Origin of the sequence: Microbacterium sp. T2.11-28 (genome assembly GCF_950097975.1) — a bacterium.
In the GTDB taxonomy this organism is placed as follows: domain Bacteria; phylum Actinomycetota; class Actinomycetes; order Actinomycetales; family Microbacteriaceae; genus Microbacterium.
In genome coordinates this window covers 94044-117673 of sequence record NZ_CATNHF010000028.1, presented here as the reverse complement: position 1 = coordinate 117673, position 23630 = coordinate 94044, and the positions used below count along the sequence as shown (strand labels likewise).

General features: G+C 71.5%; 24 protein-coding genes. 3 read left to right on the top strand and 21 right to left on the bottom strand.

Going from position 1 to position 23630, the window contains the following annotated elements:
* Window positions 1–129 precede the first annotated feature (129 nt).
* From QQZ13_RS11700 to QQZ13_RS11690, 3 genes are all read right to left on the bottom strand, one after another.
* Complete coding sequence (locus QQZ13_RS11700; RefSeq protein ID WP_284529364.1) at window positions 130–1107, bottom strand: NAD-dependent epimerase/dehydratase family protein; 978 nt, start codon at window positions 1105–1107, stop codon at window positions 130–132.
* A gap of 61 nt (window positions 1108–1168) precedes the next feature.
* On the bottom strand, window positions 1169–2749 hold the full coding sequence (locus tag QQZ13_RS11695) for a hypothetical protein (RefSeq protein WP_284529363.1): 1581 nt from the start codon (window positions 2747–2749) through the stop codon (window positions 1169–1171).
* Window positions 2731–3507 carry an ABC transporter ATP-binding protein gene (locus tag QQZ13_RS11690; protein ID WP_284529361.1) on the bottom strand — a complete coding sequence of 259 codons (777 nt, stop codon included), beginning with the start codon at window positions 3505–3507 and terminating at the stop codon, window positions 2731–2733. Before QQZ13_RS11690 ends, QQZ13_RS11695 begins: the two co-directional genes overlap by 19 nt.
* Window positions 3508–3559: 52 nt before the next feature.
* Here QQZ13_RS11690 and QQZ13_RS11685 point away from each other — a divergent pair, with 52 nt between their 5' ends.
* Entirely contained in the window at window positions 3560–4684 is a 1125-nt protein-coding gene (locus tag QQZ13_RS11685; RefSeq protein ID WP_284529360.1) for an AAA family ATPase, read from the top strand.
* 34 nt (window positions 4685–4718) lie between these two features.
* Here the strand turns inward: QQZ13_RS11685 and pheT are convergent, their stop codons facing one another.
* The 10 genes from pheT to infC all read right to left on the bottom strand — a co-directional run bounded on the left by pheT (window position 4719) and on the right by infC (window position 14206).
* The gene (pheT, locus tag QQZ13_RS11680) at window positions 4719–7238 is read right to left on the bottom strand and encodes a phenylalanine--tRNA ligase subunit beta (protein WP_284529359.1); all 2520 of its coding nucleotides are present in this window, start codon (window positions 7236–7238) and stop codon (window positions 4719–4721) included.
* The gene (gene pheS, locus QQZ13_RS11675; RefSeq protein ID WP_284529357.1) at window positions 7238–8293 is read right to left on the bottom strand and encodes a phenylalanine--tRNA ligase subunit alpha; all 1056 of its coding nucleotides are present in this window, start codon (window positions 8291–8293) and stop codon (window positions 7238–7240) included. The genes pheT and pheS overlap by 1 nt, the downstream gene beginning before the upstream one ends.
* Before the next feature lie 43 nt (window positions 8294–8336).
* Window positions 8337–9287 (bottom strand): amino acid ABC transporter permease, encoded by a 951-nt coding sequence (locus QQZ13_RS11670; RefSeq protein WP_284529356.1) that lies wholly within the window; start codon window positions 9285–9287, stop codon window positions 8337–8339.
* The gene (locus QQZ13_RS11665) at window positions 9284–9940 is read right to left on the bottom strand and encodes an amino acid ABC transporter permease (protein WP_284529355.1); all 657 of its coding nucleotides are present in this window, start codon (window positions 9938–9940) and stop codon (window positions 9284–9286) included. The genes QQZ13_RS11670 and QQZ13_RS11665 overlap by 4 nt, the downstream gene beginning before the upstream one ends.
* A 72-nt stretch (window positions 9941–10012) precedes the next feature.
* Entirely contained in the window at window positions 10013–10909 is an 897-nt protein-coding gene (locus tag QQZ13_RS11660) for a glutamate ABC transporter substrate-binding protein (RefSeq protein WP_284529351.1), read from the bottom strand.
* 70 nt (window positions 10910–10979) lie between these two features.
* Window positions 10980–11708, bottom strand: a complete 729-nt coding sequence (locus QQZ13_RS11655) for an amino acid ABC transporter ATP-binding protein (protein WP_284529596.1) — start codon at window positions 11706–11708, stop codon at window positions 10980–10982.
* Between the two features lie 270 nt (window positions 11709–11978).
* Window positions 11979–12785 carry an RNA methyltransferase gene (locus QQZ13_RS11650; RefSeq protein WP_284529350.1) on the bottom strand — a complete coding sequence of 269 codons (807 nt, stop codon included), beginning with the start codon at window positions 12783–12785 and terminating at the stop codon, window positions 11979–11981.
* 95 nt (window positions 12786–12880) lie between these two features.
* Window positions 12881–13261, bottom strand: coding sequence for a 50S ribosomal protein L20 (gene rplT / locus QQZ13_RS11645; RefSeq protein WP_284529348.1), 381 nt, complete (start codon window positions 13259–13261; stop codon window positions 12881–12883).
* A gap of 31 nt (window positions 13262–13292) precedes the next feature.
* Window positions 13293–13487, bottom strand: a complete 195-nt coding sequence (rpmI, locus tag QQZ13_RS11640; protein WP_005048908.1) for a 50S ribosomal protein L35 — start codon at window positions 13485–13487, stop codon at window positions 13293–13295.
* A 62-nt stretch (window positions 13488–13549) separates the two neighbouring features.
* Window positions 13550–14206, bottom strand: a complete 657-nt coding sequence (gene infC, locus QQZ13_RS11635) for a translation initiation factor IF-3 (protein WP_284529343.1) — start codon at window positions 14204–14206, stop codon at window positions 13550–13552.
* Window positions 14207–14442: 236 nt separating this feature from the next.
* Between infC and QQZ13_RS11630 the strand changes: the two genes are divergently transcribed.
* Window positions 14443–14859: a DUF1844 domain-containing protein gene (locus QQZ13_RS11630; protein ID WP_284529595.1), complete on the top strand. Its 417-nt coding sequence runs from the start codon at window positions 14443–14445 to the stop codon at window positions 14857–14859.
* A 50-nt stretch (window positions 14860–14909) separates the two neighbouring features.
* Here the strand turns inward: QQZ13_RS11630 and QQZ13_RS11625 are convergent, their stop codons facing one another.
* The 6 genes from QQZ13_RS11625 to QQZ13_RS11600 all read right to left on the bottom strand — a co-directional run bounded on the left by QQZ13_RS11625 (window position 14910) and on the right by QQZ13_RS11600 (window position 19268).
* Window positions 14910–15692, bottom strand: a complete 783-nt coding sequence (locus tag QQZ13_RS11625; protein WP_284529342.1) for an SseB family protein — start codon at window positions 15690–15692, stop codon at window positions 14910–14912.
* Complete coding sequence (gene priA, locus QQZ13_RS11620) at window positions 15676–16422, bottom strand: bifunctional 1-(5-phosphoribosyl)-5-((5-phosphoribosylamino)methylideneamino)imidazole-4-carboxamide isomerase/phosphoribosylanthranilate isomerase PriA (RefSeq protein WP_284529341.1); 747 nt, start codon at window positions 16420–16422, stop codon at window positions 15676–15678. The genes QQZ13_RS11625 and priA overlap by 17 nt, the downstream gene beginning before the upstream one ends.
* Window positions 16423–16477: 55 nt before the next feature.
* Window positions 16478–17122 (bottom strand): imidazole glycerol phosphate synthase subunit HisH, encoded by a 645-nt coding sequence (gene hisH, locus QQZ13_RS11615; RefSeq protein WP_284529340.1) that lies wholly within the window; start codon window positions 17120–17122, stop codon window positions 16478–16480.
* Window positions 17119–17724 (bottom strand): imidazoleglycerol-phosphate dehydratase HisB, encoded by a 606-nt coding sequence (hisB, locus tag QQZ13_RS11610; RefSeq protein ID WP_284529338.1) that lies wholly within the window; start codon window positions 17722–17724, stop codon window positions 17119–17121. Before hisB ends, hisH begins: the two co-directional genes overlap by 4 nt.
* A 67-nt stretch (window positions 17725–17791) precedes the next feature.
* Window positions 17792–18883 (bottom strand): histidinol-phosphate transaminase, encoded by a 1092-nt coding sequence (locus QQZ13_RS11605; RefSeq protein ID WP_284529337.1) that lies wholly within the window; start codon window positions 18881–18883, stop codon window positions 17792–17794.
* Window positions 18884–18902: 19 nt separating this feature from the next.
* Window positions 18903–19268 (bottom strand): LysM peptidoglycan-binding domain-containing protein, encoded by a 366-nt coding sequence (locus QQZ13_RS11600; RefSeq protein ID WP_284529336.1) that lies wholly within the window; start codon window positions 19266–19268, stop codon window positions 18903–18905.
* Between the two features lie 270 nt (window positions 19269–19538).
* On the opposite strand from QQZ13_RS11600, the gene lexA reads away from it, so the two are divergent.
* Window positions 19539–20222: a transcriptional repressor LexA gene (gene lexA, locus QQZ13_RS11595; RefSeq protein ID WP_284529335.1), complete on the top strand. Its 684-nt coding sequence runs from the start codon at window positions 19539–19541 to the stop codon at window positions 20220–20222.
* Window positions 20223–20258: 36 nt separating this feature from the next.
* Here the strand turns inward: lexA and metE are convergent, their stop codons facing one another.
* Both metE and QQZ13_RS11585 read right to left on the bottom strand, forming a co-directional pair.
* On the bottom strand, window positions 20259–22577 hold the full coding sequence (metE, locus tag QQZ13_RS11590) for a 5-methyltetrahydropteroyltriglutamate--homocysteine S-methyltransferase (protein WP_284529334.1): 2319 nt from the start codon (window positions 22575–22577) through the stop codon (window positions 20259–20261).
* Entirely contained in the window at window positions 22574–23536 is a 963-nt protein-coding gene (locus tag QQZ13_RS11585; protein WP_284529333.1) for a methylenetetrahydrofolate reductase, read from the bottom strand. The genes metE and QQZ13_RS11585 overlap by 4 nt, the downstream gene beginning before the upstream one ends.
* Window positions 23537–23630: the final 94 nt, after the last annotated feature.

The following is a 23630-nucleotide window of genomic DNA, read 5'->3' as shown; positions in this document are numbered from 1 at the left end:
CCTAGAGTCGGCGTCCGCCCTGGCGTCGACGCGCGCGCATGACCGTGGGAACGGTGATCGCGGACGCCGAGGACATGCGGCGACGATATCGCCGCCGAGCACGATCCGCCAAATCCGGGGCTCCGGCCGTCAGGCGCCGAGCGCCGCCCGCAGCTCCGCCTCCTCCGCGCGGCCCAGGCCCGCCCGCCGCGGCCGGTCCAGGCCCCGCGCCCGTTCATCGGCGAGCACCCGCTCCACGGTCTCGCCGAGAGGACGAAGCCGACCGCCCGCGGCACGGTAGGCGCGCCCGTCACGGGTGGCGAAGCCGGGCATGTCGGCGGGCAGCCACAGCGGCAGCGAGCGCGGCCCCGACCAGTGCGCGACGCCCCGGTCGCGCAGCCACTCCGCCGGTGCGCTCACCACCGGGCCGCGATGGCCGGCGATCGTCCGCACCGTCTCGAGCACCGACGACAGCGGAGTGGAGACGCCCACGGCGTTGACCGTGCCCCGCCACCCGCGGCGACCGGACCGGACGATGAAGTCCGCCAGGTCGTCGACGTCGATCACCTGCGCGAACGCGCCCTCGTGCGGCGGGACCAGCACGGGCGCGTCCGCGTCGGCGGCGAAGCGCGCCGGCCAGTAGCCGAAGCGGTCGGTGGGGTCGCCCGGCCCGACGATGAGCCCCGCCCGGCTGATCGCGACGCGGTCCCCGAGCGCTCCGACGGCGCGCTCGGCCGCCGCCTTCGCCCGCGCGTAGTCGTCGGGCGACCCGTCGTCGGCGGGAACCGCCAGGGGGGCGGTCTCGTCGGCTCCGGGCCGGTCGGCGTCGGCGTAGACCGACACGCTCGAGACGTAGCTCCAGTGGACGGCCCGTTCCTCGAGTGCGGCGACCGCCTGCGCGACGTGGCCCGGGTGCGAGGAGACATCGACCACCTCGTCCCACTCCTGGCCGACCACCGCTGCGTACGCGTCCGGCGCATCGCGGTCGGCGACGACGAGTCGCGATCCGCGCGGGGCGGGCCGGCCGCCGCGTCCGACGCAGGTCACCGAGGCGCCCTCGTCGATCCAGCGCTGAGCGATACGCCCGCTCAGCCACCCCGTCCCCCCGAGGATCAGCACGTCCGTCATGCCCTTCACCACAGCACGCCCGCCGCGCGGACGCGAGCGTGTCCGCTGTCGGCGCAACGGCTCAGGTGGGGAAGGCCTTGATGCGCTGCAGGAGGTCGGGAGCCGTGCGATCGAGGGTGCGGCCGCCGAGCAGCACCCCGCCGGCGATCGCGGCGAGACCCGCCCCGACCCCGACGGCCAGCGCGATCCATCCCAGCACCGCGGACCCGCCCACGGTCGCGACGACGGCGAGGACGAGGGCGGGAGAGGCCAGCACGAGCGCGGCTCCCCACACGACGAAGACCAGCAGGCTGTTCAGAAACGTCTGACCGGGCACGGACCGGAACGGGCTGTCCCCCGGTGAGGGCACCGGGGTGACGATGAGCGCCGACGACACCGCGGTCACCCCGTAGCCCGACAGGAGCAGACCGAGCGCGGCGCCGAGCAGCGCCGGCAGATTCTCCTGGGTGCCCGCGACGGAGGTCGTGATGATCGCGACCGCCAGCAGCAGCGGGACGCCGATGCAGGCGGCACCCAGCAGTCGGCCGAGCCGGTCATCCCGCCCCCGGATCCCGGTGGAGATGACCGAGGCGAAGGCGGTCCCGTCGTAGGAGATGTCGGCGTAGCCCGCGATGGCAAGCACCAGGGCCGCCATGACCGCCGATGCGCCGAAGAGCCAGCCGTCGACCCCGCCCGCGAAGGCGAAGAGGATCGGGAACAGCGGGACGACGATCAGCTGCCGCAGGTACCGCGGGTCCCGCAGCCACGCGGTCAGCGAGCGCGCCCACGTCGCCCCGACTCCCCCGGTGGGCATGCGGCCGAAAAGCTGAAGGGCGCCCGATCGCACCGCGCGCACCGACCGACGGGCCGGTGCGACGGTCGACGCGGTCAGCACGCGGTCCCACAGCCACACCAGCAGCGCGAGGGTCGCGGCCGCGATCGCCAGCTTCGCGAGCGCTGCGGCCCACGACCCGGCGGCGGCATCCACCGGCGCCGACCAGGCCGCCGCCAGGGGCGTCCAGCCGAGCACGGCGGCGGCGTCCGCGAAGCGCGACGACAGCTCGCCCGTCGCGCGATCGAGGACCGACAGGACGCCGGTGAGGATCGGACCGGACAGGATGAGCACGATGAGCACCAGCGTGCCGGTGATCTCCCGGCCGCGGCGCGAGCCGGAGCTCTGCGACAGCGCCGACATGAGCTGCGTCGCGACGACGCACGTGGCCACCGCCAGCACCACGGCGGGCACGGCGACGAGCAGCGCGGCAGGCCATCGCACCCAGAGGATCAGCGAGGAGCTCGCCGCCGCGGCGGTGATGATCCCCGGGATGCCCGTCGCCCCCACGGCGGCGAGCGCCGACATGAGCTGGGAGCGGCGCAGGGGGAAGGGAGCGAGCCGGGAGGCGTCGACCGTCGAGTCCAGTCCGGCCAGCAGCAGCGGCCCCAGCAGCCAGCCCAGCAGCAGCAGGCCGCCGCCGAACACGAGGACAGGCGCGATGAGAGACAGCGACTGCGATGCGGAGAGCGCGACGAACCCGGCCACGATCAGCGCCAGCAGGCCGAGCGCCCACAGGACGCCGAAGCAGAAGCCCACCAGCTGCCAGGGTCGGCGGGAGAGGTTGTTGCCGAGGATGCGGTAGCGGAGCCTCAGGACGGTCGCAACCACTGCGGGCCCTCCGAGGTGTGACGCCCGCCGACGAGGGAGACGAAGCGGTCCTGGAGACTCTCGCCCGCGCGGACGTCTTCGACCGTTCCGGCGGCCAGCACGCGCCCCGCGGCGATGACGGCGACGTGATCGCACATGCGCTGGACGAGGTCCATGGAGTGGCTGGAGATGATGATCGTTCCGCCGGAGGACGTATAGCCGCGCAGCACGTCCTCGATGTTGGCCGCCGACACGGGATCCACGGACTCGAACGGCTCGTCGAGCACGAGCAGGCGCGGCGCGTGCACCAGGGCGCACGCCAGGGCGACCTTCTTGGTCATGCCCGCCGAGTAGTCGGCGACGATCGTGCCGGCCGCGTCACCGAGATCCATCAGCGCGATCAGGTCCGCCACCCGAGGGGCGATCTCCGGCCTCGGCAGCCCGAACATCATGGCCGTGTAGGTGATCAGCTGCTCGCCGGTCAGCCGGTCGAACAGCCGCACGCCGTCGGCGAGGTTCCCGATCATGCGCTTGGCCACGACCGGCTCGGTCCACACGTCCACGCCGTGGACCCGCACGAGACCCGCGTCGGGCCGCAGCAGCCCCGTCGCCATCGACAGCGTGGTCGTCTTGCCCGCGCCGTTGGGGCCGACGAGCCCGAAGAACGAGCCGGCGGGAACCTCGAGGTCGATACCGGCCACGGCGACCTTCTCACCGAAGCGCTTCACGAGCTGGGAGACCTGGAGGGCCGGCGGAGGGGACGCGGTGGAGTCGCTCATCAGCCCGAGCCTACCGGGGGTGGTGTCCGGGACGGATGAGAGGCTGGAAGGCATGCTGCAGACCCTGGCCGTGTCGGGATACCGCTCCCTCCGCGACGTGGTGGTGCCGCTGGGCCCCCTCACGGTGATCACCGGCCCCAACGGCTCCGGCAAGTCGAACCTGTACCGCGCACTGGGGCTGCTGGCGTCGGCCGGCCGAGGCGACGTCGTGGGGGCACTGGCCCGGGAGGGCGGGCTGCCGTCGGTGCTGTGGGCGGGGCCGGAGAACGGCGGCGATCAGGGCACCGTCCGCACACGGCCGGTCGCCGTGCAGCTCGGCTTCGCCTCGGACGAGCTCGGCTACCTGGTGGACCTCGGCATCCCGCAGACCGACCAGCGCAGTCCGTTCGCCCGCGATCCGGAGATCAAGCGCGAGCAGATCTTCGCCGGCGCCGTCGCCAAGCCCGCCACGCTGATCATCGACCGCACGCGGCAGCACACCCGGGTGCGGGCTGACGGGTGGGTGTCGCTGCGTCAGCAGCTCGCCCCGTTCGAGAGCATCATCACCGACCTCGCCGAGGGCGACACCGCGCCCGAGCTGCTCTCGCTGCGCCGCACCTTCGGCGGGTGGCGGTTCTACGACCACTTCCGCGTCGATGCGGATGCGCCCGCCCGGCGCGCGCAGGTCGGCACCCGCACTCAGACCCTCGCCCACGACGGGGCGAACCTCGCAGCGCTGTGGGCGACGGTGGTCGAGGCCGGTCATGGCAGCGCACTCGATCGAGCGGTCGACGAGGCGTTCCCGGGCGCGCAGGTGTCGGTGACGGCGACCGACGGTCTGTTCCGCCTGTCGTTCCGGCAGCCCGGCCTGCTTCGTCCGCTGCAGACCGCCGAGCTGTCCGACGGCACGCTGCGCTACCTGCTGCTCGTCGCCGCGCTCCTGCCGGCACGGCCCGCGCCGCTGCTGGTGCTGAACGAGCCCGAGGCGAGCCTGCACGCGTCGCTCCTCGAGCCGCTGGCGCGGCTCATCGTGGCGGCCGCCGAGCGCACCCAGGTCCTCGTCGTCTCCCACGCGGCCGCGCTGGTTGACTCCTTGCCCGATCCCTCGCGGGTGGAGCTGCGCCCGGGCGTGGGCGGCACAGAGGTCGTCGGCCAGGGCCTCCTCGATGTCCCTGCATGGAACTGGGGCACGCGCTAGAGCCGCGGCACGGGTCGCCCGCCGGCGCCGGGACCTACTCGCGCAGCGTCGCGCCGAACCGCTCGGCGGCGACGGCCACTCCGGCGAGCTTCGCCTCGGTGGCCTCGGCGGCGGTCAGCGTGCGGTCCGCGGCACGGAACCGGAGCGCGAACGTCAGGCTCTTGGCCCCTTCGGGCACGCCGGCCCCGCGATAATCGTCGACGAGTCGCAGCGCCTCCAGGAGCGGGCCGGCACCGTCGACGAGGGCGGATCGCACCGCTCCCGCAGGCACATCGGCACCGAGCACCAGCGACACGTCCTGCGTCGCCGCTGGGTAGCCCGACAGCGTCTCGGCGACGACCCGCGTACCGGCCGCATCGATGAGGCGGTCGAGGTCGAGCTCGGCGACGATCACCCGTCCGGGCAGGTCGGCCGCCTCGGCCACCGCCGGAAGGAGCTCCCCGACGTAGCCGACCTCGGCGCCGCCCACCGAGACGACGCCGGTGCGACCGGGATGCAGGGCGGCACGGGCCCCCTGGGCGACCTCGATCTGCACGCCCGCCGCGCCCGCGATCGTGCGCAGCGCGTCGATCCCGTCCGCGACGTCGAACGGCTCGGCGGCGACGCCCGGCTGCTTGGCCACACGCTGACCGGTCAGCAGGACCGCGATGTGACGCGGCTGCGGGGGCAGGGCGGCGTCGAGCGCGGCGAGCGTCGCCGCGTCGGGCCGCACCGCGGCCGGTGGCACCGTCGCCGTGCCGTACCGCACGCCCGGCGCGGGAAGGAAGACCGTGCCCGTCTCGAACAGGGCGAGGTCGGTGAGGCCGCGCGAGAGATTCCGGTGCGCGACCTGCAGGAGTCCGGGGATGAGCGAGCGACGCAGATAGGGCGCCTGTCCGTCGAGCGGATTGGCGAGCTTGACGCTCGGCAGGGACTCACCCGATGCGGATCCGTGGAGGTCGTTCTGCTCCTGCGTGGTGAAGCCGAACGACGGCGTCTCGACGAATCCGGCAGCCGCGAGGGCGTTCGCGACGCGGCGGCGCGCCGCCTGCGCGGTGGTGAAGCCCCGACCCGACGGCGGGACGGGCAGGACCGAGGGGATGCGATCGTATCCGGTGATCCGGGCGACCTCCTCGACGAGGGTCCACTTGTCGGTCAGGTCCGGGCGCCACGACGGCGGGATGACGAGCCACGTTCCCGGCACCGCCTCCGACTCGGTCACCTCGGCGCCGATGGTCTCGAGGGCGCCGACGACCTCGGCGTCGGTGTAGTCGACGCCGATGAGGCCCGAAGCGAAGCCGCGCGGCAGGTCGATCCCCTCCACGAAGACCTCGGTGAACAGTGCGCCGCCGGTCTCGGTGTCGAGCGTGCCGCCGGCGTACTCGACCATGAGGTCGGCGACGCGACGAGCAGCGACGAAGGGCACGAGCGGGTCGACGCCGCGCTCGAACCGCTTGGACGCCTCACTGGGCAGCTTGTGCCGCCGCGCCGTGCGGGCGATCGTCACCGTGTCGAAGATCGCGGCCTCGATGAGCACGTTCCGCGTCGACGAGGTCATCTCGGTCGTGCCGCCGCCCATGACGCCGGCCAGGCCGATCGGCCCCGACTCGTCGGTGATGAGCAGGTCCTCGGTGTGGAGTGCGCGCTCCTTGCCGTCGAGCGTCGTGAGCTTCTCGCCCGCACGGGCGCGCCGCACGGTGATCCCGCCCGAGAGCGTGTCGAGGTCGTAGCCGTGGATGGGGTTGCCGAGCTCGAGCATCACGTAGTTGGTGATGTCGATGAGGATGCCGAGCGAGCGGATTCCGGCGAGCGTAAGGCGCGCGACCATCCACGCGGGGGTCGGCTTGGTCGGGTCGACGTCACGGACGACCCGCACGACGAACTCGCTCGCGCCCACGCGTCCGCGGACGGGCGCGTCGTCGACGACGGCCACCGGGAAGCCGCCCACGGGCTGTTGGAGCTCCTCGAACGGCCGATCGGCGGGGTCGCGGAAGACCGCTCCGGTGGCGTGCGCATACTCGCGGGCGACGCCGCGCAGGCTGAGCGCGTAGCCGCGATCGGGCGTCACGTTGATCTCGACGGCCACGTCGTCGAGTCCGAGGAGGGCGATCGCATCGGCGCCCACCTCCGGGTCGAGGCCCAGCTCCACCAGACGCAGGATTCCGCCGTGCTCCTCGCCGAGCCCGAGCTCCTTCGCCGACGCGATCATGCCGTCCGACACATGCCCGTAGGTCTTGCGCGCCGCGATCGGGAACGGACCGGGCAGCACCGCGCCCGGGAGGGTCACGACGACCTTGTCGCCCGCGAAGAAGTTCCGGGCACCGCAGACGATCCCGCGCACTCCTCCATGGGCCGGGCCCACATCGACCTGGCACCAGCGGATCGTCTTGCCGTTGGACTGCGGCTCCTCGACGAACTCCACGACCTGGCCCACGACGATCGGCCCGACGAGGCCGAAGCCGTGGACATCCTCCTCCTCGAAGCCGACCGAGACGAGCGAGGCCAGCACGTCCTCAGGGGTGGCGCCGGGCGCCACGTCGACGTACTCGCGGAGCCACGAAAGCGGGACGCGCATCAGACCACCATTCCGAACTGCTCGCTGAAGCGCACATCGCCCTCGGCCATGTCGCGCATGTCCTTCACATCGGAGCGGAACATCAGCGTCCGCTCGATCCCCATGCCGAAGGCGAAGCCCGAGTACTCCTCGGGGTCGATGCCGGCCGCGCGCAGCACGTTGGGGTTGACCATGCCGCAGCCGCCCCACTCGATCCATCGCGCGCCCCCCTTGAAGGTCGGGTGCCAGAGATCGAGCTCTGCGGAGGGCTCGGTGAAGGGGAAGTAGTTGGCGCGCAGACGCGTCTTCGCCTCGGCGCCGAACAGCGCGCGGGCGACATGGTCGAGGGTGCCGCGGAGGTTCGCCATCGTGATGCCCTTGTCGATCACGAGGCCCTCGAACTGGCTGAACACCGGCAGGTGCGTGGCGTCGAACTCGTCGGTGCGGTACACGCGGCCCGGGGAGACGATGTAGATCGGCAGGTCGCGCGTCAGCATCGAGCGCATCTGCACAGGGCTGGTCTGCGTGCGCAGCAGCAGGTGCGACGCGACCGGGTCGACGTAGAACGTGTCCTGCATCTGACGTGCGGGGTGGTCGGCGTCGAGGTTCAGCGCGTCGAAGTTGTACCACTCGTGCTCGAGCTCGGGCCCCTCGGCGACCTCCCATCCCATGCCGACGAAGATGTCGCCGATCTGGTCCTGCAGGAGTGTCAGCGGGTGGCGCGCACCGACACGGGCGCGCTGGGGCAGCGCGGTGATGTCGATGCGCTCGGCGTCCAGCTGCGCAGCCGTCTCCGCCTCGGCGAGGGCGGTCTCGCGAGCGGCGAGCGCCTGCGTCACGCGTCCCCGCGCCTGGCCGACGAGCTTGCCGAACTCGGCCTTCTTCTCGTTCGGCACGTGCCGAAGCTGCGCGTTGAGCTGGGCGAGGGGCGACCCCTCCGCCGTGTGGGCGGCGCGGGCGGCCTTGAGCTCGGCCGTCGTCGACGCGGCATCGATGGCCGCGAGGGCGGCGGCGACCGCCGCTTCGACGGCCTCGGGCGTGATCTCGGCCGGCTGGTTCTCGGGTGCGTCAGACACGAGAGACGAGTCTACCGGCGGGCGGTGTCCCGCCCGCGCCGCGTCAGACCGCGCCGCCCCCGCTCGTGCCGTCGTACTTCCCGAGGCCCCTCCGCGCCGCCGCGATGTCTGCTGCGCTCTGCGCGCCGATCACCTGTGTGTCGGTGATCTGGTGGGCGGCGACATCGGCGCGCGTCACACCCGGAGTCCGCGGCGACCGGCGCAGCCGGCGCTCCACCATGGTCGCGATCAGCGAGAGGAGGAGGCACAGCGCGATGTAGATCGTTCCGACGACGATCGTCATCGGGACGATCGGCGAGCCGTAGGTCGACTGCGAGCCCAGGTAGCGCGCGTAGAACAGCAGTTCGGGGTAGGTGATGATGAAGCCGAGCGCGGTGTCCTTCAGCGTGACGACCAGCTGAGCGATGATCACGGGCATCATCGCGCGGATGGCCTGAGGCAGGAGCACCAGACGCATGACGCCGGCTTTGCGGAGGCCGATCGCATACCCCGCCTCGGACTGCCCGCGCGGGAGCGACTCCACGCCGGCGCGGATCACCTCGGCCAGCACCGAGCCGTTGTAGGCCACGAGGGCGATCACCACGGCCCAGTACGACTCCATCCGGATGCCGAGGACCGGGAGGCCGTAGTACAGCAGGAACATGAAGATGAGGACGGGGACCGCCCGGAGGACCTCGACGACCGCGCCCACCGGGATCCGGATCCAGGCGTGATCGGAGAGCCGGCCGATGGCGAGCACGAAGCCGAGGGCGAGCGCGCCGATGGCGGCGACGCCGAACGCGGCGAGGGTGCGCCACGCCGAGAGCGCGATCTGGATCCAGACGTTCGTGTAGGTGAAGGCCTGCCACTTCTCGGCGGAGAACTGACCGGTCTCGATGAGCCGCCAGACGATGAAGCCGATGATGGCGGCGACCACCAGGACGGTCAGCACTCCCAGCACGCGGTTGCGCGCGATCGCACGGGGTCCAGGGACGTCGTACAGGACGGAGGTCATCGCGCCACCTTCCATCGGTTCTCGAGCGTTCGCTGGACGAAGGACAGCACCAGCACCAGGGCGACGAAGATCGCCATCACCCACAGGATGACGATGAACTGGTTCTCGCCGCGCTCGCTGAGGTAGTTGCGGATCGAACCGAGGTTGACGACCGAGAACCCGGCCGCCACGGTCGTGTTCTTCAGCAGCGCGATGAACACGCTCATCATCGGCGGGATGACGGAGCGGAACGCTTGCGGCATCACCACGAAGCCCATGACCTGCCCGAAGGTCATACCCAGCGCCCGTGCTGCCTCGGCCTGCCCGACGGGAACGGTGTTGATGCCCGAGCGGATGGTCTCGGCGACGTACGTCGCCGTGTAGATCCCGAGCGCGCTGATCGCGAGAGTGAGCGACACGTCGCCCGTCAGGCGGAGACCGAGGATCGGCGGAAGGGCGAACGCGAAGGCGAAGAAGACGAGGGTGAGCGGCGTGTTGCGGATGATGTTGACGTAGATCGTGCCGACCGCCCGCGCGACCGGGATCGGAGAGACGCGCATGGCGCCGACGATCGTGCCGAGGATCAGCGCCACCAGCCCGCCCCCGAAGAACAGGATGAGCGTGCCCACCAAGACCTCGCCCCACAGGTCGAGGTTGTTGGTGATGACGTCCATGCGCGCGCCTCTCGTTCGTCTTCGTCAGGGATGAGGTGCCGGGGCGGCTGCGCAGCCGCCCCGGCACGGGGATCAGTCGACCGCGGGCTGCTCGCCCGTGATGCCGGCAGGGGCGAGGTGCTCGTCGAAGAGCGCCTGCCACACGTCGCCGCCATCGGTGAACAGCGCGTTGATGTGGTCGAGCAGGGCCGTGTCGCCCTTCTCGAGACCCACGCCGTAGCGCTCCTCGCTGAAGACCTCTCCCGCGATCTTCAGCTCGTCGGGCTGCTGCGCGACGTACCCCGCCAGGATCGCCTGGTCGGTGGTGATCGCGTCGACGGAGCCGGCCAGCAACTGGTCGATGCACTGCGAGTAGGTGTCGTACTCGACGGTGTCTCCCGGGCTGTACTCGTCGCGGATCCGCTGCAGCGGCGTCGAACCCGTCACCGAGCAGACGATCTTCCCGGCGAGGTCGTCGGGACCCTCGATGTCGGTGTTGTCGGCGGCGACGAGCAGACCCTGACCGGTGATGAAGTACGGACCGGCGAAGTCGATCAGCTCCTTGCGGCTGTCGGTGATCGAGTAGGTGCCGACGTAGTAGTCGATGTTGCCGTTGACGATCTCCTGCTCGCGGTTCGCGGACGGGATCGTCTGATAGGTGATCTGGTCCTCGCTGAAGCCGAGCGACGCGGCGATCCACCGGGCGATGTCGACGTCGAAGCCGGTGCGCTCACCGGTCGCGGCGTCCTCGTAGCCGAGACCGGGCTGGTCGTTCTTGACGCCGACGATGACGCCGTCGCGGCCGGTCATGCGCTCGAAGGTGGGGCTGCCGTCCAGGCTCACGTCGGTCGCGACCTCCCACAGGGCGTCGCCGCCGTCGCCTTCGCTCTCCCCGCCCGGGCTGGTCGGGCTGCCGCTGTTGCACGCCGTCAGGGCGAGCGCGGTCATCGCGATCCCGGCGATGACGCCGGCGATGCGTGTCTTGCGCATGTGATCCTCCTGGTTTCGTATCTACGGGTGACCGCGCTGGTGCTGCGCGGACGTCTCAATGGGTCGGGTGTCAGTGCGTGATGAGCTTGGAGAGGAAGTCCTTGGCGCGGTCGCTCTTCGCGTTCGTGAAGAACTCGTCGGGGGCGGCCTCCTCGACGATCCGCCCGTCGGCCATGAACACGACGCGGTCGGCCGCCTTGCGCGCGAAGCCCATCTCGTGGGTGACGACGATCATCGTCATGCCGTCCTGCGCGAGACCGACCATGACGTCGAGGACCTCGTTGATCATCTCGGGGTCGAGCGCACTCGTGGGCTCGTCGAAGAGCATGACCTTCGGCTTCATCGCCAGGGCGCGCGCGATCGCGACGCGCTGCTGCTGTCCGCCGGAGAGCTGGGCCGGCAGCTTGTCGGCCTGGTGGGCGACGCCGACGCGGTCGAGCAGCTCCCTCGCGAGCTTCTCCGCCTCCGCCCGCTTCATGCCCTTGACCTTGATGGGTCCGATCGTGACGTTGTCGAGGATCGTGAGGTGCGCGAACAGGTTGAACGACTGGAAGACCATGCCCACGTCGGCGCGCAGCGCTGCGAGCGACTTCCCCTCCTTGGGCAGCTCCTTGCCGTCGACCGAGATCGTGCCGCTCGTGATGGTCTCGAGCCGGTTGATCGTGCGGCACAGCGTCGACTTGCCCGAGCCCGACGGTCCGATGACCACGACCACCTCGCCGCGGTTGACGGTGAGGTCGATGTCGCTGAGTGCCTGGAAGTCGCCGTAGTGCTTCTGCACGTTCTCGATGACCACCAGCGGGTCGCCGCGGCGGACGGAGATGTTGGACGTGGCCGGTGCTGCGTCGTGCTCAGAAGCCGTCATCCGGCCAGCGTATGCGGTCCGGGGTATCCCCACCGGGGTTTTCCGCAGCACCTTTACCGATCTGTAACAGGCCCGGAACGTGCGCAAGCGACGGCGGGGCTCCGTGTCACGAACGCCGGAAGAGCGACGCCACCCACGTGGCGAGTCGCCGCCACCACGGCGGGCGGGGCCCCTCGGTGCGCGCGTTGGACCGCGAGAAGGGGCTCATGAGCCGGCACCGGACCGCTGCGCGAACGCGCTCTCGTAGAGGCACACGCTCGCCGCCGTGGCGAGGTTCAGCGACTCGGCACGTCCGTAGATCGGCAGGCGCAGCGTGAGATCGACCAGTCCCAGAGCCTCGTCGTCGAGCCCGCGCGCCTCGTTCCCGAAGAGCCACGCCGTCGGCTCGGCGAGGGTGGGGCGGTGACCGAGGAAGTCCTGCCCGCCGACGTCCGCGGCCACGACCCGCAGGCCCGCGGCGTGCGCGCGCTCCACGACCTCAGCGAGGTCGGCGCCGACCGCGATCGGCAGATGGAAGAGCGACCCGGTGGTCGCCCGGACGACCTTCGGGTTGTAGGGATCGACCGTGCGACCGGTGAGGATGACGGCGTCCGCTCCCGCAGCGTCGGCGGCGCGGATGATGGTGCCGAGGTTGCCGGGGTCGCGGACCTCCTCGCACACGGCCACCAGCGCCGGAGCCGAGGCGAACACGTCCTTCAGCGCCGTCGGCGACTGGCGCGCGACGGCGACGATGCCCTGCGGCGTGACGGTGTCGGCCATCGCGTCGAGCACCGGCTCCGTGGTGAACTCGACCTCGATGCCGGCCTCCCGTGCCGCGTCACGCACGTCCTGATGCTTCTCCATGGCCGTCGGCGTCGCGAAGATCTCGACGATCGAGTCGGGACGGTAGGCGAGCGCCTCGCGCGCGGCCTGGGGCCCCTCCAGCAGGAACAGACCGGTCTCCTGCCGAGCGCTGCGCTTGGTCAGCTTGGCGACGGCGCGCACACGCGGCGAACGGGGGTTCTCGAGCACGGTCTCAGTGTAGGGGGACGGCGCGGCCGCGACCGGGAACGACGACAGGGCGCCCTCCGGATGGAGAGCGCCCTGTCGGAGAGCGTGCGACGCGCTTACGCCTTGGGGGCGTTGACGTCGGCCGGGAGCGCCGTGCGCGCGGTCTCGACCAGCGACGCGAAGACGGCCGGCTCGTTCACGGCGAGCTCGGCGAGCATGCGACGGTCGACCTGCACACCCGCGAGGCCGAGGCCCTGGATGAAGCGGTTGTACGTCAGGCCGTTCTGGCGGCTCGCGGCGTTGATGCGCTGGATCCACAGACGACGGAAGTCGCCCTTGCGCTTGCGACGGTCACGGTACGCGTAGACGAGCGAGTGGGTGACCTGCTCCTTCGCCTTGCGGTACAGGCGCGAACGCTGTCCGCGGTAACCGGAGGCGCGCTCGAGGATGACGCGACGCTTCTTGTGGGCGTTGACGGCCCGCTTGACTCTAGCCATTTCTTCTACTTATTCCTTACGTGCGGCGGCGTCAGATGCCGAGGAGCTTCTTGGCGACCTTCGCGTCGCCCGGGGCCAGGATCTTGTCGGCCGACAGACGGCGCGTGCGCTTGGTCGGCTTGCCCTCGAAGTTGTGGCGGAGGTTCGCCTGCTGCTTCTTGATCTTTCCGCTTCCGGTGACCTTGAAGCGCTTCTTGGCACCCGAGTGGGTCTTCTGCTTCGGCATGGTTCTTCCTTCGTTGTGGTTCCCGCAGGGCGGGAGTCTGTGGGGCGTCGCAGTCCGGAGGACTACTCGGCGGGTGCGGTCTCCGCGCCGGAAGCGGGAGCCTGTCCGCTGCGGGCCTCACGAGCGGCCTGCTTGGTCGCGGCGCGAGCAGCGTTCTGCTCCGTCTTGACCTCGGACTTGTTCTTGTGGGGCGCGATCACCATCACCATGTTGCGGCCGTCGATCGTGGGGTTGGACTCCACGGTGCCGAACTCGGCGACGTCCTCGGCGAACTTGCGCAACAGGCGCACACCCTGCTCGGGACGCGACTGCTCGCGACCACGGAAGAGGATCATCGCCTTGACCTTGTCGCCCGCCTGGAGGAAGCCCTCCGCGCGCTTGAGCTTGGTCGTGTAGTCGTGCGCCTCGATCTTCAGACGGAAGCGCACCTCCTTGAGGATCGTGTTGGCCTGGTTGCGACGTGCTTCCTTGGCCTTCTGCGCCGCCTCGTACTTGAACTTCCCGTAGTCCATGATCTTGACCACGGGAGGCTTCGAGTTGGGGGCCACCTCGACCAGATCGAGATCGGCCTCCTGAGCCAGACGCAGCGCCACCTCGATACGGACGACGCCGACCTGCTCACCCGCGGGTCCGACGAGGCGGACCTCGGGGACGCGGATGCGGTCGTTGGTGCGGGGATCGCTGATGTGCGGAACTCCTGTTCGTGCGGGGACTGCCACCGCGACACAGGGCTGTGTCGCGGGCGGAAGCTGATCACGTCCACCCGCACGATGCGCACATCGGCTGTCAGTGTTTCTGCACCCTGATCCACGGGGGACGACCCTGCGTGAGCGGGGCGGAGTGCGTGACCCGGTAGCCTGGAACGGCAAGCGCGGGTGGGATGTGATCCTCTTTCGATCCGGAGCAGAACACTCCGGTGCGCACCAAGTCTAGCAGAGAGCAGCACGTGGATACGATTCCGGGCGACCAGGCCGACCAGCGGAGCGATCGGGGCGACGATCCCCACGAGAACGCCCGGCACCAGCGGTGGGAAGAGCAGGAGCGTGCCGCCCAGGCCGCCACCCGCGACATCGCCGACGTGCCGGCGGTCGAGGTCATCACGACCGCGGCCGTGCACCTGATGAGCGCCGCCGCCGTGAAGGTGGGCCTCGCCGACTCCCCCGAGACGCAGACCGACCTCGACGAGGCGCGCAAGCTCATCAACGCCCTCGCGGGGCTGATCACCGCCGGCGCCCCCGAGATCAGCGACATGCACGCCCGCTCGCTGCGCGACGGCCTGCGCTCGCTCCAGCTCGCCTTCCGGGAGACCTCGACGATCCCCGATCCGATCGGCAAGGGCCCGGGCGAGAAGTACACCGGTCCCGTCACCTGACCGGCATCTCCTCCCCCGAGCTGCGCCGCCGTCAGGCCCGGAGCCGGCCCTCAGGAACTGCGGCGCAGCTTGACGGTCAGCGAGTCGGCGAGCACGGCGATCCGGTCGTCGGCCGCCCACCGCTGCGCGAGACGCGCGAGCACGGCGTCCAGCGCCTGCCGCTCCAGCCCGTCCATCAGCTCCAGCATGACGACGAGCTCGGGGCCGCGCAGCCGCGCGTCGGGATCACCCGCGGCGACGGCCACGTCGATCACGGCCAGCTCCGACGCCACGCTCTCCTGCAGGGCGGAGAAGACCTCGGGCGAGAGGAAGCTCGGCTCCCACGGCAGACCCTGGGCGATCGCCCACACCGCCGGACGGCGCACCACGAACTCGGTCGCGGCCGTCGGGTCCAGCACGATCAGGTCGGTGTCCTCCGCCGACGCGGACAGCGCCACGCGCACCGCGTCGACCGGGATCGGTCGCGCCGCGGCGTCCCACGACGCCATCGTCGAGACCGACGAGAAGACCGGCTGCACGCGGCGGCCGTCGGGGGCGGCGACCGTCACGATCGACAGCTCCTGCGTCTTGTCGACCGCCAGGCCGCTCGGGGCGATGCCCTCCTCGCCCTTCTCCGCGATCAGAGGGATCAGCACGCGCGCACCGCGGAGCGCATCGATCACCTCGACCTGACTGCCCTCGCCCGCACGGAAGCGCTGCAGGGCCGCGAGGAGCGCGGGATCGGCGGATCCGTCGTCGCCGGAGTGCGGGTTGTCCTCGAAGCGGCGCCCCGCCCAGGGGACGCCGGCCGAATCGCCCGCCGGGTGGCTGGCGTCGTCAGCCTGCGGCGACATCCAGCGCCTCGGCGAGCGTGAACGCCCCCGCGTAGAGGGCCTTGCCGACGATCGCACCCTCGACGCCGAGCGGGACGAGCGCGCGCAGCGCGGCGATGTCGTCGAGGCTCGAGACGCCGCCCGAGGCGACCACCGGCTTCGGGGTGCGGGCCACCATCTCGCGGAGGAGTTCGATGTTGGGGCCGCGGAGCGTGCCGTCCTTCGTGACGTCCGTGACGACGTAGCGGCTGCAGCCGGCGTCCTCGAGGCGGTCGAGGACCTCCCACAGATCGCCGCCCTCGCGGGTCCAGCCGCGCGCAGCCAGGGTCGTGCCGCGCACGTCGAGTCCCACGGCGATCGCGTCTCCGTAGCGGCCGATGACGTCGGCGGCCCACTCGGGGTTCTCCAGCGCGGCGGTGCCGAGGTTGATGCGGGTCGCCCCGGACTCCAGTGCGGCCTCGAGGGTGGCGTCGTCGCGGATGCCGCCGGACAGCTCCACCTGCACCCCGCGCAGCTGCTTGATGACCTTGCGCAGCACGGGAGTGTTGCTGCCGCGACCGAACGCCGCATCCAGGTCGACGAGGTGCACCCACTGCGCGCCCTGGTGTGCCCACTGCAGGGCAGCGTCGACGGGGTCGCCGTAGCTCGTCTCGGTGCCCGCCTCGCCCTGGGTCAGGCGGACCGCCTTGCCGTCGGCGACGTCGACGGCCGGGAGGAGGATCAGTTCAGGGGTGGACGCGAAATCGTTCATGGCTCCGGATGGTTCGTCGGGGCGCACGTCTTGCGCGCACGCACAAGGAGAGAGATTAGCCCCGCGGCAGCGATTCGACCCAATTCGCGAGGAGGCGGATACCCGCGGCTCCGCTCTTCTCCGGGTGGAACTGCGTCGCCGAGAGCGGTCCGTTCTCCACCGCCGCCAGGAACGGCGCTCCGTAGTCGCACCAGGTCACCGCCGGCTCACGGAAGGGCCGCATGACCTCGAGGGACCAGTGCTGGACGCCATAGGAGTGCACGAAGTAGAAGCGCTCGTCCTCGATCCCGCGGAAGAGGGTCGACCCCTCCCCCGGCCGCACGGTGTTCCATCCCATGTGGGGAAGCACCGGAGCGTCGAGCTCGAGCACGACCCCCGGCCATTGACCGAGGCCCTCGGTCGCATCGCCGCGTTCGACGCCCTGGTCGAAGAGGACCTGCATGCCCACGCAGATGCCGAGCACGGGCAGTCCGCCCGCCAGGCGGCGCTCGATCGCCTCGTCTCCGCGACTGGCGCGGAGCGCCTCCATCACGGCGCGGAAGGCACCCACCCCGGGCACGAGCAGTCCGGCCGCGTCCTGGATGAGCCCGCGGTCGGAGGTGAGCCGCGCGTCGGCGCCCGCCGCCACGAGCGCCTTGACGGCGGAGTGGACGTTGCCCGAACCGTAGTCGAGCACCGCGACCAGGGGCGCGTCGGTCACAGGGCGCCCTTCGTGCTCGGGATGCCGCGCACCAGCGGGTCGAGGCTCTTCGCCTGCCGGAACGCGCGCGCGAGCGCCTTGTACTCCGCCTCGGCGATGTGGTGCGGGTCGCGACCGCCCAGCACGGTGACGTGCATCGTCAGCCCGCCGTTGAAGGCGATCGCCTCGAACGTGTGCCGCACGAGCGACCCGGTGAAGTGGCCGCCGATGAGGTGGTGCTCGAAGCCCGCCGGTTCGCCGGCGTGCACCAGGTAGGGTCGGCCGCTGATGTCGACGACCGCCTGCGCGAGCGCCTCGTCGAGGGGGACCAGGGCGTCGCCGTAGCGGGAGATCCCCGCCTTGTCGCCCAGCGCCTGGCGGATCGCCTGACCCAGGACGATCGACACGTCCTCGACCGTGTGGTGCGCGTCGATGTCGGTGTCGCCGGAGGCGCGCACCGTGAGGTCGGTCAGGGAGTGCTTGGCGAACGCCGTCAGAAGGTGGTCGAAGAAGGGCACCGTCGTGTCGATGTGGCTCGTGCCGGTGCCGTCGAGGTCGAGCTCGAGCTCGACGGTGGACTCGCTCGTCGCGCGACGCAGCGTCGCCGTACGGGGGGTGCTCATGGCCCGATTCTACCGAGCGCCGCCCTCGGGACCGGCCACGGTGACGCCCCCGCGGTCGTGGGTGCTCTCAGAGCGCCGCCAGGGCCTCGAGGAAGGCCGTCGACTCCTCCTCGGTGCCGGCGGTGACCCGCAGGCTGTGCGGGATGCCGACGTCGCGGATCAGCACGCCGCGATCGTAGAGGCCCTGCCAGGTCGCCCCCGGGTCGTCCACGCCCGAGAAGAGGACGAAGTTCGTCCAGCTCTCGAACGGCGTGTACCCGAGCGCGTCGAGCGTCGCCGAGATCCGATCGCGCTGGGCGACGATCTCGTCGACCATGCCGAGCATCGTGGGGGCGTGCCGGAGGGCGGCCGTGGCGGCAGCCTGCGTGAGCGCGCTCAGGTGATACGGCAGCCGCACCAGACGCAGGGCGTCGATGACGCCGGGATCCGCCGCGAGGTAGCCCACGCGCGCCCCCGCGAAGGCGAAGGCCTTGCTCATCGTCCGCGAGACGACCAGCCGCTCGCGGCCCGGCAGCAGCGTGAGGGCGGACCTCTCCTCGCGCGGTGCGAACTCCTGGTAGGCCTCGTCCACGATCACGATGCCGCGGGCGGCCTCGTACACCGACTCGATGACCTCCAGCGACAGGGGCGTGCCGGTCGGGTTGTTGGGGGCGCAGAGGAACACGACGTCGGGGTCGGCGTCCGCGATCTGCGATGCCGCCGACTCCGGCGACACCGTGTAGTCGGGCTCTCGCGTGCCCGAGACGTACTCGGCACCCGTGGCACGCGTCAGCAGGGGGTACATCGAGTAGGTCGGCCCGAAGCCGAACGCACGACGCCCCGGCCCCGCGAACGCCTGCAGCAGGTGCTGCAGCACCTCGTTCGACCCGTTGGCGGCCCAGATCTGGTCACGTTCGAGGCCGTGTCCGAGGTAGTCGGCGAACCCCTCGCGCAGCGCGGTGAACTCCCGATCGGGGTACCGGTTGACCTCGCGCAGAGCGAGGGCGATGCCGTCGAGGATGTCGTCCGCGACCTCCTCGGGGACGGGGTGCGTGTTCTCGTTGACGTTGAGCGCCACCGGAAGGGGCGCCTGCGGAGCGCCGTACGGCGTCAGTCCGCGCAGATCCTCGCGCAGGGGCAGGTCCTCGAGACGGACGCGGCCGTCGATGGGTGAACTCACGCCTCCATGCTAGGACCGCTCACTCCTGCGTCGCGTACTCCGCGGGGATCGAGAGCTCCTGGCCGGCGTCGAGCTGTGCGGTGCCGAGGGCGTTCAGACGGACGATCGCGTCGACCACGTCGCGGGGGTCGGCCGCCGGTGCGACCTCCTGGGCGATGGACCACAGGCTGTCGCCTGGAAGGACGGTCACGGTCGCGAACTCGGTCGACGCCGCCTCGCGGTCGGCGGACGCGAGGGCGGCGCCCCCGGAGACGATCGCGATGCCCAGCGCGGCGACCGCCGGCAGGGCTGCGAGGAAAGCGACCACGCGCCGACCGCGCGTCGTCAGGCGCAGGCGGGTCGCCGGAGTCAGCGCGGATGCTGCGGCGATGTCGATGGTGGTCATGATTCCTCCCGGGGATCCGAGTTCGGAGTTCGGAACTTCGCACCCGACTCTCGGCCGGGAGGGCCGGGTGCGAAGTTCTCTTCCGAATCTATCTTCGATACAAGTATGGTGTCAAGGGCATCCGACATCGCAGATGAATCGAACGCGACACGCGATCGCCTCACGCTCGGCTGCGACGAGACCGGATACGGTTTCGATATCTAGACCCCATCACCCACCTCCGACATTCGAAGGCGCTGACCTTCCGGAGGACTCGAGAGGAGCGCGGCCATGGACGAGATCCGGTCGGCCAGGGACAAGCCCCAGACCCGTCGACGCAAGTCGCTCAGCGACAAGCAGCTGGCGATCCTCGAGGTCATCCAGCGATCGATCGCGCGTCACGGCTATCCGCCGAGCATGCGCGAGATCGGCGACGCCGTCGGACTCAAGTCGCTCTCCAGCGTCACGCACCAGCTCAACCAGCTCGAGCTCAGCGGCTACCTGCGCCGCGACCCCGGCAAGACCCGCGCGATGGAGGTGCTGATCGACCTGCCCGGCAGCGCCGCCGAGAACCCCGCAGACGAGGCGCCCGCGGTCGGCGACGCCGCGATGGTCCCCCTGGTCGGGCGCATCGCCGCCGGCGTCCCCATCACCGCAGACCAGCAGGTCGAGGAGATCTTCCCCCTCCCCCGTCAGCTCGTCGGCAAGGGCGACCTGTTCATGCTCCGGGTGAGCGGCGAGTCGATGATCGACGCGGCGATCTGCGACGGCGACTGGGTGGTCGTGCGCTCGCAGCCCGTCGCCGACAACGGCGACATCGTCGCGGCGATGCTCGACGGCGAGGCGACCGTCAAGACCTTCCGCCAGCGCGACGGGCACACCTGGCTGCTCCCCCGCAACACGGCCTTCGAGCCCATCCTCGGCGACGACGCCGTCGTCCTCGGCAAGGTCGTCGCCGTCCTGCGCGCGGTCTGACCGGGCCGGGCTCGGGCACGCGCCTCCCCGGCCGCGTCAGCTCAGCGCCGCCACCTTCGCGCGGACGCGCTCGGTCGCGACGACCACATTGCGCAGCGACTCCACGGTCTCGTCGTAGCCGCGCGTCTTCAGACCGCAGTCGGGGTTGACCCACACCTGCCGCAGCGGCAGCGCATCGGCCGCCCGCTCCAGGAGCTCGGCGACCTCGTCGACGGACGGCACGCGCGGGGCGTGGATGTCGTAGACCCCCGGACCGACGCCATGGGAGAACCCCGCCGCGGCGATGTCGTCGATCACCTCCCCGCGGCTGCGCGCCGCCTCGATCGAGGTCACATCGGCATCGAGGGCCGCGATCGCGTCGATCACGACGTCGAACTCCGAGTAGCAGAGATGCGTGTGCACCTGGGTGCGCGCGGCCGCCCCGCCCGTCGCGAGCCGGAAGGCAGCCACCGACCACGCCAGGTACGACGGCTGCTGCGCCGCCTTCAGGGGCAGGAGCTCGCGGAGGGCGGGCTCGTCGACCTGGATGATGCGGATCCCCGCATCCTCGAGATCGGCGATCTCGTCGCGCAGCGCGAGCGCGACCTGGTCGGCCGTCTCCGCGAGGGGCTGGTCGTCGCGGACGAACGACCAGGCCAGGATCGTCACCGGCCCCGTCAGCATTCCCTTCATGGGACGGGCGGTCAGGGACTGGGCGAAGCTCGACCATCCCACGGTGATCGGTGCCGGCCGCGAGACGTCGCCCCACAGGATCGAGGGCCGCGTGGCGCGCGATCCGTAGGACTGGACCCAGCCGTTGCGGGTGACCGCGAAGCCCTGGAGGTGCTCAGCGAAGTACTGCACCATGTCGTTGCGCTCCGCCTCTCCGTGCACGAGGACGTCGAGGCCGAGCTCCTCCTGCAGCTCCACGACGCGGGAGATCTCGTCCCGCAGGTAGCTTTCGTAGGCGGACGTGCCGAGCTCCCCACGCCCATGGCGGGCGCGCGCCCGGCGGATCTCCGCGGTCTGCGGGAACGAGCCGATCGTCGTCGTCGGAAGCAGCGGCAGTCCGAGGTCCTGCTGCGCCGCGGCCCGTTCTGCGTCGGAGGGCCGGGCGAGGTCGCCGGGCGACAGTCGGCCAAGGCGCGTCCGCACCTGTCCGTCGCGCACGCCCGGCGCCTCCCGGCGATCCGCCAGTGCGGCGTCGGCGTCGGCGATGTCGGCGGCGATCGCCTCCGCACCGAGCGTCAGGCCCCGGCCGAGCGTCGCCGCCTGCGCGGTCTTCTGGTCGGCGAACGCTAGCCAGGATCGCAGGCGCGGCGCCAGGTCCGGCTCGTCGGCGACGTCGTGCGGCACGTGCTGCAGCGACGTCGAGGTGCCTGCCGCCACCTGGCGCGCACCGAGCGAGCGCAGCTCCTGCAGCCGCTCCCACGCCGCGCGGAGGTCGCCTCGCCAGATGTTCCGCCCGTCGACGACACCGCCGACGAGGACCTTCTCGGCCAGGCCCGGCACCGGTGCGGGAACCGGGCCGCGATGCAGATCGAGGGCGAGGGCCTCGATCGGCGCGGCTGCCAGCGCGGCCCACGCCTCGTCGGACAGCGACGCGTAACCGGCGGCGACGAGCACACGCGGGCGGGAAGGGGCCGCACCCAGCGCCTCGTAGGCGCGCTCGGCGGCGCGGGTGAGCTCGGCGTCGGACGCTCCCAGCGCCTGGCTCACCAGAGCGTGCTCGTCCAGCTGCACCCACTCCGCACCGGCCTCGGCGAGGTCGGCGAGGATCTCCGCGTAGACGGGGAGGAGGTCGTCCAGCCGGTCCAGCGGCCGGAACCCCTCCGGCGCATCGGAGGACGGCTTGGCCAGGGCGAGGAAGGTCACCGGGCCCACGAGCACCGGCCGGGTGACGAACCCGGCGCTCCGGGCCTCGCGCACCTGCGCCGCGAACCGGTCGCCGGACGGGGAGAAGACCGTCTCGGGGCCGATCTCGGGCACGAGGTAGTGGTAGTTGGTGTCGAACCACTTGGTCATCTCCAACGGCGGTCGCTCGTCGTCGCCCCGGGCGATCGCGAAGTATGCGGCCAGCGGAATGCTGCCGTCGCGCTCGCGGAGGGCCTCGAACCGGTGCGGGATCGCTCCGACCGCGACGGCGAGATCGAGCACCTGGTCGTAGTACGAGAAGGACTCGGGGATCGACGAGTCGCCGGCGCCGAGGCCGAGCTCCACCAGGCGCGCCCGCGTCCGTCCGCGCAGCTCGGCCGCGGCAGCCTCGAGGTCCGGTTCGGAGAGACGACCCGCCCAGTGCGCCTCGACGGCCTGCTTGAGCTCGCGGCGGCGGCCGATGCGCGGGTAGCCGAGGATCGTGGCGGCGGGGAACGTCATGCGGGGGTCTCCTGTCGGTCGTCGAGGATGCCGGCCTCACGGAGGACCGTCAGCACCGTCTGGTGGTTGTTGAACGCGTAGAGGTGCACGCCCGGCGCGCCGCCCTCGATCACGGCGCGTGCCAGCGCAGCGGCGTGCGCGATCCCGATCGCGCGCTGCTCCTCGGCCGAGGTGGCGGCGTCGAGCGCATCGGCGAACGCGGCCGGGCGCGCCTCGCCGGTGAGCTCGAGCACGCGGGCGAGCCTCCCGGGCGAGGTCAGCGGCATGAGGCCCGGCAGGATCGGGATGTGCACGCCTGCGCGGCGGGCACGCGCGACGAAGCCGAGGTAGTCGTCGGCCTCGAAGAACAGCTGGGTGATGGCGAGGGTCGCCCCCGCCGCCTGCTTCGCCAGGAGCGCGTCGATGTGCTCGTGCGGATGCCGCGACCGCGGGTGCCCGTTGGGGAAGGCGGCGACGGAGATCTGCACGCGCTCGCGGGGCGCGACCGTGGCAGCGCCCGGCAGCCCCGGCACGTCCGCCTCGCTGTAGGGCGCACGCTCGGCCTGGACGCGGTCGATCAGCTGCACGAGCTGGGCGGCGCTCTCGAGGTCGCCGAGGAAGGCGTCTCCCTCCTGCGCCCCGGCGGGCGGATCGCCACGAAGGGCGAGGAAGCGCGTGATGCCCGCGTCGAGGAACTCGCGGATGAGGGCTCCCGCGTCGGCGTACGTGCTTCCGACGCAGGTCAAGTGCGCGAGCGGCGGCACCGCGGTCTCGCGGAGGATGTGCGTGAGGACCTCGAGGGACCGTCCTCCCGTGGAACCGCCCGCTCCGAAGGTCACCGAGATGAACTGGGGCCGGGCTTCTGCCAGACGCCGGATGGTCTCGTGCAGCGCCGGCATGCCGGCGGCGGTCCGGGGCGGGTAGACCTCGAAGGAGATCGGCACGGAAGGCGATGCAGACGCCTCGACGGCATTCGACATGACAGCTCTCGGTTCAGGCAGGCGGTGGATCAGGGGGCCGGTCGGCCGCGGCCGCACGCGGGTGCGGTCTGCGGGCGGGTGCCGGGCTCGGCTG

Bases quoted from the DNA above. Each gene is read 5' to 3' on its own strand.
- priA (WP_284529341.1), bottom strand. From the start codon at position 16,422: ATGAACGATTTCGCGTCCACCCCTGAACTGATCCTCCTCCCGGCCGTC.
- hisB (WP_284529338.1), bottom strand. From the start codon at position 17,724: ATGAGCACCCCCCGTACGGCGACGCTGCGTCGCGCGACGAGCGAGTCC.
- QQZ13_RS11600 (WP_284529336.1), bottom strand. From the start codon at position 19,268: ATGACCACCATCGACATCGCCGCAGCATCCGCGCTGACTCCGGCGACC.
- metE (WP_284529334.1), bottom strand. From the start codon at position 22,577: ATGACGTTCCCCGCCGCCACGATCCTCGGCTACCCGCGCATCGGCCGC.
- QQZ13_RS11670 (WP_284529356.1), bottom strand. From the start codon at position 9,287: ATGACCTCCGTCCTGTACGACGTCCCTGGACCCCGTGCGATCGCGCGC.
- QQZ13_RS11665 (WP_284529355.1), bottom strand. From the start codon at position 9,940: ATGGACGTCATCACCAACAACCTCGACCTGTGGGGCGAGGTCTTGGTG.
- lexA (WP_284529335.1), top strand. From the start codon at position 19,539: ATGGACGAGATCCGGTCGGCCAGGGACAAGCCCCAGACCCGTCGACGC.
- QQZ13_RS11685 (WP_284529360.1), top strand. From the start codon at position 3,560: ATGCTGCAGACCCTGGCCGTGTCGGGATACCGCTCCCTCCGCGACGTG.
- QQZ13_RS11660 (WP_284529351.1), bottom strand. From the start codon at position 10,909: ATGCGCAAGACACGCATCGCCGGCGTCATCGCCGGGATCGCGATGACC.
- QQZ13_RS11690 (WP_284529361.1), bottom strand. From the start codon at position 3,507: ATGAGCGACTCCACCGCGTCCCCTCCGCCGGCCCTCCAGGTCTCCCAG.
- pheT (WP_284529359.1), bottom strand. From the start codon at position 7,238: ATGCGCGTCCCGCTTTCGTGGCTCCGCGAGTACGTCGACGTGGCGCCC.
- rplT (WP_284529348.1), bottom strand. From the start codon at position 13,261: ATGGCTAGAGTCAAGCGGGCCGTCAACGCCCACAAGAAGCGTCGCGTC.
- rpmI (WP_005048908.1), bottom strand. From the start codon at position 13,487: ATGCCGAAGCAGAAGACCCACTCGGGTGCCAAGAAGCGCTTCAAGGTC.
- QQZ13_RS11700 (WP_284529364.1), bottom strand. From the start codon at position 1,107: ATGACGGACGTGCTGATCCTCGGGGGGACGGGGTGGCTGAGCGGGCGT.
- QQZ13_RS11625 (WP_284529342.1), bottom strand. From the start codon at position 15,692: ATGTCGCCGCAGGCTGACGACGCCAGCCACCCGGCGGGCGATTCGGCC.
- QQZ13_RS11585 (WP_284529333.1), bottom strand. From the start codon at position 23,536: ATGTCGAATGCCGTCGAGGCGTCTGCATCGCCTTCCGTGCCGATCTCC.